The sequence below is a fragment of the Spiroplasma syrphidicola EA-1 genome (genome assembly GCF_000400955.1).
In the GTDB taxonomy this organism is placed as follows: domain Bacteria; phylum Bacillota_I; class Bacilli_A; order Mycoplasmatales; family Mycoplasmataceae; genus Spiroplasma; species Spiroplasma syrphidicola.
Genome location: NC_021284.1, coordinates 96,744 through 110,052, shown reverse-complemented (window position 1 = coordinate 110,052; position 13,309 = coordinate 96,744). Strand labels below are relative to the sequence as shown.

The following is a 13,309-nucleotide window of genomic DNA, read 5'->3' as shown; positions in this document are numbered from 1 at the left end:
AATTTCAGAAATTGTAAAGATATCGTTCTTGCTAATAATAAAAATATTTTAAATTGAAAAATTGCGATTTTTTTTGTATTATAATTAAGTTGTAGTAATAAGTATTAAATATTATCAACCCAAAAGAGAACAAGGCAATGTATATTATTAAAAAAAATCAAATATTAAAAAAAGAAATTATTATCCAATATAATAAATTTTTGTGCTTTGCAAAATATGTAGAGTCTCAAAATGATGTTATTGAATTTCTAAAAACATTTAAGGATCGCAAAGCTAGTTTTAATGCCTATGCTTATGTGATTGGTTTACGACGAGAAAATATTTTTAAAACAGATAACGGTGAAAACCGTCATGATGCCGGACGTCCAATTTTAGATGCTATCATTGAGCATAACTTAACAAACATTATTGTTCTTGTTATTCGATACTGCAATAGTAATACTATCCTGGAAAATCCTAAATCAGCTTATAGCACAATTACCCGTTTAACCCTTGAAACAGCTAACAAGAAAAAAATTGCTGTGCAGTTAAAAATCGGAATTCTATTACGACCACTTTATGAAAGTTTTTTACGAAAGTTATTACAACAACATAACGTTAGTATTTTTAAACGAACATTCTATCGACGGGAATTAATTATTACAATTATAGTTGAAAGTAATCATCCTATCATTGCCGCATTAGATCAATTCATTATTGATAGAATCATTTATAGTTATAAAATTATTAAAACATAAAAAAACCTCGAATGAGGTTTTTTTATGATAAAGTAATTAATTCTGGTGATTCTAAAATTTCTTTTAATCTTGTTAAAAAGATTCCTGCTTCAGCAGCATCAATAATTCTTTGATCAATTGTTAAAGAAATATTCATCATCGAACGAATTACTAATTTATCCCCTTTAATAACAACTGGCTTACGAACAACGCGTCCGATTCCAACGACTGCTGAATTAGGATAGAAAATCGTTGGTGTTGCCGTAACTGCTCCAACTGTTCCATAGTTAGCAACAGTAATTGTACTTCCTTGTAATTCATAATCGTATAGTTCACCTTCGCGTAAACGATCAATAATTTCTTGTGAGGTTACAGCAATTTGTTTTAAACTTAACTTTTCGGCAAATTTAATAACAGGAATAACTAACCCCTCACTTGTTTCAGTTGCAATTCCAATATGATGCGAATTTTTAATAACAATTTGGTTTGTTCTAGCATCATAATAAGAATTTAATTTTGGATATTCGGTTAGCGCTAATGATACTGATTTAACAATAAAACTCATTGTTGAAAAACGAACACCAGTATTTGCATTAGCATTTTTTAATTTTCGTTGTTGTTCAATTACCGCTGACATATCAATTTCGGTATTAATTGTTAATGGTGGAACACTAGCCTGCGCCATAATCATTGATTTAATGGCTGGATATTTTGCCGTTTTAATTTCTTCACGGCTTTCTGTTCCTTGTGGTTCAACAATATTATCACTTGTATTAACAATATTTAAACTATTATTTATTGGATGTAATAAGTTCCCTTGTGGGGCCATATTATCAAATTTTTTAATTTGTAAATCTTGGTTATTGTTTGTTTTATTTCCCAAGAAGCTTTCTTTTAATAAATCAGCTAAAACCGGATCTGTCCCACTATTAGGGGCTGATTTAAACATTTGTTGAAGCATCATATATTGCATTAATTTATCAAAAGTATTATTACTATTATTATTTTGATTATTTTCTTTTAAATGACGAATTTCATTTAATAATTCATTTTGACGATTATTTTGTTCTTGTTGGGCTAATTTTTCTTTTAATACTGCTAGTTCAGCTAAAATAGTACTATCTGCTCCAGTTGATTGTGGTGGTAAGAATTGTTGAACAACTGGTTGGCTTTCTTTTATTGCTGTTACTGGTGCTACTTTTGGATTACTTTGTAATTTTTCTGATTGCTTAATTGGTTCATTATGCGTAATTTGTTCTCCTCAAACATAATCTTCATCTGGGTGATCAAATTCACTATGTTCCGCATTATATTTATCGTCTAAGGCCTTATATTGTTTTTCCATTTCTTCATATGATGGCCGTTTAAAATTATGCATTGCTCCTAAAACATTATCAACTTCAACATCCCCAGCCGCAATTGCTTCCATTCGTTGTTTAATCAATTCCCGTTGATTTCTTGTTTTTAAAATCTTTTGTCGTTCAGTATCATTATGAAGTTTTTCAAATAAGCGATCACGGTAAGTTTTATATTGTTTATGTTGAACATGTTCTGGTTCATCCCCTTCAACAAGAATCCCATCCGCATTAATATATGAATATTTGTCGGCATTATCACTTGTTTTCTTGCTTGGGGCCATTCCATATTCAGAACGTGATCCCCGATAATTATCACTTGGGTCACTAAAACTAACGCCTCCAGCTTCACTTGTTGCTCGTAATCCAGAAGTATTTTCACTAATTAAATTATTCATCCGATTTTGAACAATATTCCGTAAAATAACTGGTTTCCCTTCATCATCTAAAAAGTCCATCGCATTTTTACTATTATCCGCTTCAAGATTTAATTTCTGAAAGTTATTATTACTATGTAATTGTTCACGACGTTTGTTAACTAGTTCTCGGAAATTATTTGTTGGGGCAGTTTCCGTTTGGTCACTCGCTAAAATTGCACTAGCTGGTTTTTCATCAGGGGTTTTAGTTGTTTCAACTAAGTATTTAGCATATTCTTTCTCAGCTAATTCTTGTTGTAAAGTATTTTTACTTTCTGCTAAGGCCTGACTAATTTTGGCTTTTAAATCTTCCACACGGGTAGACTCCTCACTATTACTTTTCTGATTTAAAAAAGATTCACTACGTGTTGCTTCTTTAAATGACAAGGGTTTTTCGCTTGGTTTATTAAATGATAATGGTTTTTCATCTCAACGACTTTTTTCCACAATACTTGTTTTTAATGGCGCATACGGCGCATTAAAAATTGATTTAGTTTCTTCGCTTTTTTGTTCTAATGTAACTTCGGGACGTGGTTCTTGCACTTTGTCCAACAATGACTGGTAGGCTGGTGTTTGGGGTTGGCTAGGGTTAGGTGTTTGTAATAAACTTGTTAATGGTAAAGTTTGCCCTGGCATTCTCTGCGTTGTGGAAACAAAACTTGTTCCTGAATAATCATCTTCTTCAACATCTGCTCATTTTGTCCCAAATTCACCTTTATCAGAAGGGGAAAAGTCTACTTCAAAATCACTTTTTTTATTAAGTTTATTATGATATTTTGTAATTTCTTTTTCATTTGTTAAAAGGTGGGCAATAACACTATTATTTTTAACTTTGCTGCCAATTTTAATTGGTTTAATAACAAGGCCATCATCTGGCGCATTAACAATAACTTCTTCTTTGTTATTAACTAAAATTAAGGCAATCGGTTCTCCCGCTTGCACAACATCGTTAGTATATAAAAATCGTTCTAAAACCCCTTTTTGTGAGAGATTTTCTATTCTTATTTTTTTCATTTTCCCTACCCCACAACAAAATAATAAATAAGTTTATATAATTAGTTTAGCCTCTATTTACACATTTAAATTATACCATAAAAATTGACTTTTTTTGCGAAAAAGGTTATTATATTATTCCAACAAATCTAAGGAAAAAAGTGATTTTTGGGACTATTAAATAAAAACTTTAAAGCTTTTTTTAATTTTTTGATTATCTAATTAATTAATAGGCCTATTTATTAGATATAAAACTTTATATGATGAGAAAGACGAGGAAAAAAGAATGACTTTTAAAGAATTAAGTGAAAAACGCCATACGATTAAAACATACTTACCAAATAACACAATTAGCGACGAGGAATTACAAAAAATTCTAGCGGCAGTTTATTTAGCCCCTAGTTCTAATAACTTACAAGATACAAACATCTTAGTAATTAGAGATCAAAAATTAAAAGAAGAAATTGCCAATGATTTTGAAGGATTTAATACACAAAATGTCAAAGATGCTAGTGCATTATTTCTCTTTGTTGGAACCCCTTTTAAAATGCAAATGCTAAATAATGGTCAAAGCATTTATGATGGCACAATGAAATTTTTAGATATTCCCGAAGCGGACCGCCAAAAAATGAAAGAAGGAGTTTTACAATACTATGGTGTTATGTCTGACTCAACAGATTTAGTTCATATCATTAATGCCGCAATTAAATTTAGTTTTACAATGTTAGCAGCAACAGAGCTTGGATATGGTTCAACCCCAATGTTAGGGATGCAAAAATGCAAATTAGAAAAAACACTGATTAATAAAGCAATGATGAAGCAAGGTCAACAAGTTATTTTGGCCTTATCAATTGGTGTACCAGCTCCTGATGATGCTCGTAATAAAGCCCAAGCAAATCGCATTCGTTTACCATTTGAAGAAACTTACAAAATATATTAAAAATTTCAATCATGATGACAAATAAAAAAAGGAATTTGGTATTTAGCCATTTCCTTTTTTTCTTTTAGCATTATTTTGTTGTTTTTGTTGTTTTCGCTACTTTTTCAGACTGTTTTTTATTCATAACTTTTAACATCAGAACTGATGTATATGAAATTAAGACGGTAATGCCGTAAATTCCAACAGCGGCAAAAAATAAAATAATTGGCGCAGTAACAGGATTCTTATAAGGGTTTAACATATTATAAGCATTCCACCAAACAATTGTTTGATTATTAGGATCAAAACCATGATAACCAACATAAATAAATAAGCGAATATAGGCGAATAAAACATAACAAACTGGGACAATTAACCCAAAATAGCTAATTCGTTTTAAAAAATACATAAAGTCATGCTCTTCATATTTTAAAAAGATAAAATACAAGGCTAAAGCAATTGCCGGGGTTAAAAAATGAATATTAACAGTAATAACATTTTTCATCGCTGAATTTGTATAAATAAATCCAGTTCCGACAAAAATTTGTTTAATAACATCTGGTCAAAATACTAAAATAATAACAATTGAATATAGTAGTAAAAAAATATTGTTAAAGAAAAATTTCTTAAACTCTGATCTTTCATTTTTATACCCTAAACGAGATAAAAATACTGTCCCATATAAAATTGAAAATAAGGCATATCAATTTGTAAACGCAACAAATAATCAGGCAATTAACTGATCAATTGTAAACTTACTTGGTTCCCCATTTGCACCAGGTTTAAAATAGTTATAATGCAACATGCGGTCGCACAAATCAACGATAATTCCTGATAATGGGATGGCAATAAGTAAACTCATTAAAACAATAATTGTTATTTTAAGGGGTTTAGAATATTTACTTAATTTATACATTGTGTTTCTCCTTAGATAATAGTAAATCAATTGTCGTTCTTAAAAGTGACTTTTAAATTATAACATAATGTTCTTTTCGCCTAAAATTTCAGAAAATAAAAAAATAATGCAAGAATGCATTATTTTTTTTAACCTTCAACTTGTTGTTTAATTTCTTTAACTTTATTATCTAATTCTGTTGTATGTTTTGTTTCCGTAATATTTTTGACTCATTTTTTGCGGCGTAATAAGATAACCGCTCAAATTGTTTTTAAACTATCAGAAACTTGTAAAATAATAATAATATAAACAATATCTAAGTTTGATGTTAATACTAAAATTGCTAATAATGGTACTGGGATAATTCATGTGTATAAAGCATCCAGAACAAAGGCATTGAAAACAGCACCCCCTGTTCTGATGATTGCATATGAGGTGGCACTAACCATCACAAATGGATACATCAATCCATAAACAAACAACATCCAGTGTGCAATTCGGAATGTTTCTTTTGTATTATTAACAAATAATACCTCTGGGAAGAATCATCCCCCCACAACTAACAACAAGCCGGCAACTGCTCCGATCATAAATGATAAAATCACCAAGTGTTTTCCATTGTATTCTGCTTCCGCCAAGTTGTTTGCTCCCAATCGACTGCCGACCAGAATTGACGTTCCCGCTGAGAAACCATGATATAGTGGTGTATATAGCGCGGTAATAATTGTTGAAAATATCGCATTTGCTGTTAAAGCATCAATACTATAAATTGCTCGTAGTTTTACTTGAACAACCATTCCGACCGCTCAAAAGATTTCGTTAAATACAATTGGGGTTGCTTTTTGAAAAGCCCGTCGTGTAACAAAGCCATCAAAGGAAAATAAATTCCGGGGAATAAACTCATACCGTTTAAAGGAGAATAAAGTAATAATAAAAGCTAATTGTAAAACCCTTGAAACAGTTGTTGCAATTGCAGCTCCTTGAACTCCCATACCATTAAATTCTCCTAAGAAAGTTGGTTCAACTAAGAAGGGATTCATTAAACAGTTTGTACTTAAGGCAATTAATGAAACTCATACTGCTAATCCTGCTCTTCCAGTTTCCCGTAATGTTGTAATAAAGGCAATATTAATTGCTAAAATTGGATATGATAAAGCAATTGTTTGAAAGTAGTGCATCCCTAAATCTGTTGAAATTGATGCTGCTTGATATTCAAAATATTTAAACCATTGAACTGCTAAATCTTTTTGATCAGCTGTCACTGGTAAAAAATCATTTGGTTTTTCGGCATATTTTGGTGAGGTTGTAAATTCAATTAATGGCCGCCCTGCTACTTGTGAAAGAAGTAAAACAACAACACAAACTAAAATACAAACATAAACTTTTAATAATGTTACTTGTTGTAATTCCTTGTATTTTTTAGCCCCATAATATTGGGCATTAAAAACTCCAAAACCATAACAAATTCCACTTAAAATAGCAAACATAATAAAATAAAGTTGGTTTGATGCAGCAACCCCATTCATTGCTAATTGCCCAGCCGTATAATGATAGCCAGCATAGTGTCCTAACCCTCAACTATTTCAGACTTCTTGATTATGATAAATTTCATCTGATCCAAAAACTTCTTTAATTCGGTCCATTAAATCATGAAAACCAGGAACATTAAATTTAATTGCATTAACAAAAAAGTTATCAACTAAGTCCGTTGATTCCATAATAATTTCTTGCATTGTTGCTAACAAAATTAAAACTAATGCTGTCGCATATCATTTTCGACTGGCAAATAATTTATTTTTTTTGTCGCTCTGTAATTGTGACATTTGACCCTCCTTGATTTCTTCTTTAATATTTTGTTAACACTATATTATGAATAATTGGGTGCAACAAATCGTAAAAATATTTTTAATTTTTATTAAGTAACAGTTTTTAAAATTACTATCTCATTCTTTTAAGGCTATCTCAAAATTATGACCTAATAATTATATATTAAAATAAAAAAGTTTTAATAACTTTTTTTGTTATTAAAACTTTTCTAAATTTATTTTGTTTTTTTATTAAGTTTAACTTTTTTGGCTTTTTTATTAACTTTGTCTGCTTTGGCAGCTTTATCAGCTTGAACTTTTTCATCACGAGTTTTGATAATAAACTGTTTCATTGAGATTGTTTCTCCTTTACGTTTTTTATCAATTACTTGTCAGAATCCATACATAAAGGCTGTAATTAATGCTCCTACGGCCATGAATAATAATGCTAACAATGTTCATTGTCATCCTTGTCCTCATCCAACTTCGGGAGCGAGACCGTTTCCACGACCCATTGCTCCTAGAAAGGCAACAATTGGTCCTCCATGGCCAGCTAAGTCAGCGATCCCTGTTACTCCAGCTAATCCTCCAGCAATTGCTGAACCAACAACGTTTGATGCTACAACACGTTTTGGATCATTAACCGCAAACGGAATAGCACCTTCTGAAATTCCAATGCATCCCATAAAGAATGCTGTTGTTCCCATTGTTTTTTGTTCTTCGTTATAGAATGGTCTAAAGATTCAAGTCGCAATTCCCATTCCTAAAGGGGCAACTGGGATTGCTGTCGCCATTGCTCCCATTGGTGTGTAAATTTTTGAACCGATTAAACCTGTACATGCTAAGAAGGCAATTTTGTTGATAGGCCCCCCCATGTCAAATCCAGCCATTGCTCCGATTAAAATTCCGAATCCTAATCCGATTGCAATGTTTCCGGCATTATCAGTATTTCCTCATGTTGATTCAATTCATCCTTGGAATTTCCCCATTACTCAACCAATTGTTGAACCAACAACAAACATCATAATCATTGAATATACAAATCCAACAACTAGTGGAATAAAGAAGATTGGCATTACTGGTCGTAATGATTTTGGCACATTTCATGTGTTAATTCATTTAACCGTATATCCAATTGCCAACCCTGCTGCAATTGCTCCAACAAATCCTGTTGGAGTTGTTACTTCATTAATCCCTGGTAGTGGGAAAAATGCTTGAGGTGAGTTTCCTAAATATGAAACAACCAGTGCTGGGGCAATTGCTGCTCTCCCGGCAATTGAATTAGCAATGAATGCTCCTAAAATTGGAATCATTAAAGTAAATGATGCTTCCCCAATTTTTAATAAATAGTAAAAGAAATTTTTATTATCTGATCCAGGATCATAATTTGGGCCATAAATTGCCTTTGAAAGTCCTAAAGCAACCGCTAGGAAAATTCCTCCTAAAATAATGATAGGGACCATATATGAAACCCCCGCCATTAAATGCTTCATTACTCCCATTTTTTGTCCTGAATTTTTGTCAGTTTTAGTATTAAATTCACCAGCTTGTTGTTTTCCTTCTTTTAAAGCAGTTTCAATAACCCCTTCTGGGTCTTTGATTGCTTTAGCAACACGACATTGATAAACTTTTTTACCATTAAAACGACTAGTATCAACTGTAACATCAACTGCTAAAATAATTACTTCGGCACGAGCAATTTCTTCCGCAGTAAAATCATTACGAATTCCTTCTGAACCATGGGTTTCAACTTTAATGTCATAACCTAATTTTGGTCCAGTTTGCGTTAGTTTTTCAGCTGCTAAAAAAGTATGGGCCACACCTGTGGGACATGCTGTAATAGCTAAAACTAATTTTTTATCTGTACTACTCATATGTTATATTTCCTCCATGATTATTATTATATATTTCAACGAAAATATTACAAGAAATATTTAAAGAAAATAAAAAATAAGATAGAAAATTATTCTATCTTATTTTTTATAGCTAAATAAGGCTTCACCCTCAACAATAAAATCAAGGTTTTCTGGTAAATCAACTAATAACGCTGACTGTCCAGCAGTTAATTTTTGATTCTCAATTACTACACTACCATTAATAACTGTAATTTGGGCTCATTTAATCCCGGTTAAATTAATAGTTTGTGTTGATTTAAGTAAATATAAGGTAAAATATTCATTATCAATTAATTTACCTTCATTTATTCTAATTACTTGTTCATTACTATCAGGAACAGTTGTTACATCAATACATTCTTGAATATGTAAGGGACGAAGATTACCATCTTTATCAACGCGATCAAAATCATAAAAACGATAAGTAATATCAGATGAGCGCTGTAATTCAAAAACAGTTACCCCTGGAGTAATGGCATGTACTTTACCTGGGGGAACATAAACAAAATCCCCCTTTTTAATTGGTACTTCGCAAAATAGTTCTTGTCATTTTTTGTTGGCAATCATTTCAACAAGTTCATCTTTTGTTTTGGCACTATGTCCATAAATAATTTTAGCATTTTCCGGACAATCCATAATATATCAACATTCTGGTTTCCCTAACATTTGATTATGCTCTAAACTATAGGCATCATCCGGGTGAACTTGAACTGATAAATAATCATTAGCCGTAATTATTTTCGATAATAAAGGGAATTCTTCCGCATTATCAAAAATAGTTGCTCTGTTATCTAAAAAAAACTGTTTTAAAGAGATTGGTGATCCTTCATTATTATCTAAATAAGTCATCCCATTATCTAAACTACTAATAACTCAAGCTTCCCCATATTTTTCTGAAGTTGGTAGTTCAAAACCAAATTGTTCTAACTTACGTCCTCCCCATAGGCGTTCTGAAAAAAATGGCTTTAAGGTAAGAATTTTTGTCATATTACATTTCCTCTTTCTTTATTTGATTTATAAAATAATAATTTCAATTATTTCTATTAATATTATATACTTTAAGTAACGAAAAAAGCGAATTTTATCACAGGAGGCAATTATGACAGTTGAAGATATAAAACAAATAATTAAAAAAAATAAGCGTAATCTTTTATGACTGTTCATTTTTTTAGCTGTTAGTAGTTTAATTGTTATTCTTAGTTTACTTTTTGTTCAAACAATTTCGGCAAAAGATAAATTAATTTACTGCTTACTATTTATTACAACTAATCTAATTTTAATTTTTATTAACTACTTAATTTTTAAAAATCCCTTTGTCTTAACAAAAGTTTTTATTTTTCCAAAAGAAAACCAAAAGGTTACTCTTGGTTATTATTTTTATTTTCTTAATCTAATTTTTGCTCTTGTGTTTTTCTTTGTGACAATCTGAGCTGTTCAACTAATTACAAATGTTAATTATAGTTTTGTTTTAAAAAACCAATGATATTTAGGCTTTAGTATTATGGCTTGAATATTAGTTGTTAATAGTGGTTTTACTTTATTAACATTATTTACCATTAATAAAAAATCTTGGCAAAAATAATTTAAATTAAATCATAGACTTTTAGTCAATCTAACCGTGGGAAAAACTCATTTAAATTTGTTGTAATTTCTTTACAAATATCTTCTGAAATTGTATCTGGGCTATTAAAAATATCCCCTCAAATCATTCCTTTTGGATCTGATCAACCACTAACTGAGAATGAACTAAAACTCAAAGTTATTAAATTATTACTAATTGCTACTTTTGGAACCCCTCGGTCAGCATTATCAATTAAATTAACCATTACTTTTGGAGTTAATAATTTTCGAATTGTAATTTGATTATCAGCATTTACAGCATAAAGTTTTTCAAATTGATCTGATTCTAATGTTGTATTATCTCCTTGAAAAATCTTTAAAATTCCTTTCGAACGCTGAATTACTGCATTAAGTTCTAAATCCCGATTTAATTGCGCTGTTAAAAAAGGGAAGCGATAATAATAGTAATGGGTTGTTGTCCGCCCTTTTGAATCAGTAGTTGTTTGTTTAATTTGTTGGGTAATTGTTCCATAGCAATAATAATTTTGCTGCTGTTCAGAGAAAATAACTAAAACATTATCAACTTTTGTTTTACCACTAGGTAAAAATTTAAAAGGTTGTGTTTTAAAACTTTGTGTTAAATCAATTAATTGTAAACCTTGTTCACTATTTTCTTGTAAAGCGGCATGATAATATTCTTTATAGTTAACTTGCCCCATTACTTCGCTAATTCAGCGAACAACTTTTCGATACTCCGACAAAATTGCTACAGCTCATGTTAAAAAACCTACACAAATTAAAAAACAAATAATCATTACAATTAATAAAATTAATTCATCCATTGTTTTGAAAATTCCAATTCCAAAACCAATTGTTGCTAATAAAGAAAAAATAAACATTATTAATCCCATCGTTTTCTTTTTCGCTATTTTTTTGATATTAGCAAGTTTTGCCGGATCATACTGGTTAATGATTTTTTTAACATCAGTTTTGACCTCTTCTTGTCAATTATTATTATTTAAGCTCATCGCTTCCTCCTATATTTTATTTTTTCCTATTTTAATCCTAATACATCAACTCAATAAAGGGCTTCCAGGAAGGAATTAATATCTTTAGTAATTTTTTGACACAATGTTTTATAAAAATTGTCTTGTTCAATTTCCCTGTCATCTAAAATTTTATTCTGATTATATTCTGAATCTTTTTGGTCAAAAGCAAACGTAATAACATCATCTTTCACACCAATTACTGGTAAGGTTTTACGATTAATTTGTTTAACTAAATTACTAATTACTTTTGGGGTTAATAGTTTTCGCACTCCAATTTGATTACTTGAATTAACAATAAATAGTTCTTCAAAACGATCAGACTCTAAAACGGTATTATCAAGAGTTAAATTTTTATATTCAGTATCCCGCAAAACAATTGAACCGTTATATTCAAAAGATTTTTTAGTCTAATATTAAAATAAGTAATAGCAGCTGAGCTATCAATATTATTAACTGTTTCATTTAAACTAATTGTTCCTAAAGAATAAACAAAATCATTATTTTTTTCATAAACATTTAAAATATTATCATTACTAATAGCGCTTTCTTTTGGTAAGCCAATTACAGGCTCAACATGAAATTTGCGAGAAAGTTCAATTAAATAATAATTACTACTACTCATTTCAATTAAAGCATTACGATAGTGCTTTTCAAAATCAATCTCACGTGTTGCCTGCATTGCTGGTTTTAAAACAATCCCAATTTTTTGAATTTGTTTTTTAGCCTTGAAATATCTAACAGCAAAATAAATAAAAACAATAATAGCACTAATAACAAGAGCAAAGGTGAATTGGCCAATTAGGTCATTAAATCAAAAACCCCCTATTCAAACAATACTAACACTATAAAATAAAATTACTGGCCCTAAAATTGCTATTCATAAAAATGATTTTCGTTTAGTAATCTTCGCCTTTTCCATTTTCTGGTTCAAATCTTTTAAATCTTCTTTTGAACCTTCCCCCATTATTTTTGATAAGTCTTCATAAACAGTTTTTTCTCAGTTTCAAGTACTATTTTTTACCATTTTACTAAAACCTTTCTTTCAAGAAAAAATAGGAGCTTGCCTTCCTATTTTTTAAAATAAATTAACTTTAACATCTTGGCGATCTTCAACAGATGCTTCAAAATATAAGAATGAAGTTAATTTTAAAGCACTTGCCGCAACATTTGATGGTCATGTTTTAATTTTTCCATTAAACTCACGGGCAGCTGAATTATAAAAGCGACGAGCAGCAGCAATGTTATCTTCACAATCCCGAATTCCTTTTTGTAATTCAATAACATTATTACTTGCTTTTAAATCTGGGTAGTTTTCTAAGGTCACATTAATTTTTCCTAATTGTTCATTTACTTTGCTATTAATTTTTTCAAAGTCTTGAAATTTCAAGTTATTTGCCTGTGTACGTAAAGCAATTACCCCTTCTAAAGTATCTTTTTCATACTTCATATATTGTTTTGTTGAATCAATTAATTTTGTTAACATATCAACACGACGTTTTAATTGTACATCAATCCCTGATGCTGTTTCTTCAATTCGTTCTTTTTGACGAATCAAACTATTTTTTGTTCCAATATAAAAGAAAATTGGAAAAATTAAAATAAACCAAATGTAAACAAAAAACTTTCCTAAACCTGACGCTTTTGCCTCAACTTCTTCATTTTTTGGGGTTGGATTATATGCCATTACTGTTCCTCCTTATTGTGAT

At 30.2% G+C, this 13,309-nt stretch carries 12 protein-coding genes; 3 read left to right on the top strand and 9 right to left on the bottom strand.

What is annotated here, in order from left to right; translation table 4 throughout:
* Positions 1-137: 137 nt before the first annotated feature.
* On the top strand, positions 138-737 hold the full coding sequence (locus SSYRP_RS00435; RefSeq protein WP_016340348.1) for an IMPACT family protein: 600 nt from the start codon (positions 138-140) through the stop codon (positions 735-737).
* Positions 738-759: 22 nt separating this feature from the next.
* On the opposite strand, the gene SSYRP_RS00430 is transcribed toward SSYRP_RS00435, so the two are convergent.
* Entirely contained in the window at positions 760-3,501 is a 2,742-nt protein-coding gene (locus SSYRP_RS00430; protein WP_016340347.1) for a 2-oxo acid dehydrogenase subunit E2, read from the bottom strand.
* Positions 3,502-3,766: 265 nt separating this feature from the next.
* On the opposite strand from SSYRP_RS00430, the gene SSYRP_RS00425 reads away from it, so the two are divergent.
* The gene (locus SSYRP_RS00425; RefSeq protein ID WP_016340346.1) at positions 3,767-4,420 is read left to right on the top strand and encodes a nitroreductase family protein; all 654 of its coding nucleotides are present in this window, start codon (positions 3,767-3,769) and stop codon (positions 4,418-4,420) included.
* A 70-nt stretch (positions 4,421-4,490) separates the two neighbouring features.
* Here the strand turns inward: SSYRP_RS00425 and SSYRP_RS00420 are convergent, their stop codons facing one another.
* The 4 genes from SSYRP_RS00420 to SSYRP_RS00405 form a co-directional block, all read right to left on the bottom strand.
* Complete coding sequence (locus SSYRP_RS00420; protein WP_016340345.1) at positions 4,491-5,315, bottom strand: hypothetical protein; 825 nt, start codon at positions 5,313-5,315, stop codon at positions 4,491-4,493.
* Positions 5,316-5,443: 128 nt separating this feature from the next.
* Positions 5,444-7,117 (bottom strand): MATE family efflux transporter, encoded by a 1,674-nt coding sequence (locus SSYRP_RS00415; protein WP_016340344.1) that lies wholly within the window; start codon positions 7,115-7,117, stop codon positions 5,444-5,446.
* 218 nt (positions 7,118-7,335) lie between these two features.
* A complete protein-coding gene (locus SSYRP_RS00410) occupies positions 7,336-8,973 on the bottom strand; it encodes a PTS fructose transporter subunit IIC (protein WP_016340343.1) in 1,638 nt (545 codons plus the stop codon).
* A 99-nt stretch (positions 8,974-9,072) separates the two neighbouring features.
* A complete protein-coding gene (locus SSYRP_RS00405) occupies positions 9,073-9,981 on the bottom strand; it encodes a type I phosphomannose isomerase catalytic subunit (protein WP_016340342.1) in 909 nt (302 codons plus the stop codon).
* Between the two features lie 112 nt (positions 9,982-10,093).
* On the opposite strand from SSYRP_RS00405, the gene SSYRP_RS00400 reads away from it, so the two are divergent.
* Entirely contained in the window at positions 10,094-10,576 is a 483-nt protein-coding gene (locus SSYRP_RS00400) for a hypothetical protein (protein WP_016340341.1), read from the top strand.
* A 1-nt stretch (position 10,577) separates the two neighbouring features.
* On the opposite strand, the gene SSYRP_RS00395 is transcribed toward SSYRP_RS00400, so the two are convergent.
* From SSYRP_RS00395 to SSYRP_RS00380, 4 genes are read right to left on the bottom strand one after another with little or no spacing between them, the layout of a single operon-like run.
* On the bottom strand, positions 10,578-11,582 hold the full coding sequence (locus SSYRP_RS00395) for a DUF3137 domain-containing protein (RefSeq protein WP_016340340.1): 1,005 nt from the start codon (positions 11,580-11,582) through the stop codon (positions 10,578-10,580).
* Positions 11,583-11,608: 26 nt separating this feature from the next.
* The gene (locus SSYRP_RS00390; RefSeq protein ID WP_016340339.1) at positions 11,609-11,974 is read right to left on the bottom strand and encodes a DUF3137 domain-containing protein; all 366 of its coding nucleotides are present in this window, start codon (positions 11,972-11,974) and stop codon (positions 11,609-11,611) included.
* The gene (locus tag SSYRP_RS00385) at positions 11,947-12,627 is read right to left on the bottom strand and encodes a hypothetical protein (RefSeq protein ID WP_016340338.1); all 681 of its coding nucleotides are present in this window, start codon (positions 12,625-12,627) and stop codon (positions 11,947-11,949) included. The genes SSYRP_RS00390 and SSYRP_RS00385 overlap by 28 nt, the downstream gene beginning before the upstream one ends.
* 51 nt (positions 12,628-12,678) lie before the next feature.
* Complete coding sequence (locus tag SSYRP_RS00380) at positions 12,679-13,287, bottom strand: LemA family protein (RefSeq protein ID WP_016340337.1); 609 nt, start codon at positions 13,285-13,287, stop codon at positions 12,679-12,681.
* Between the last annotated feature and the right edge of the window lie 22 nt (positions 13,288-13,309).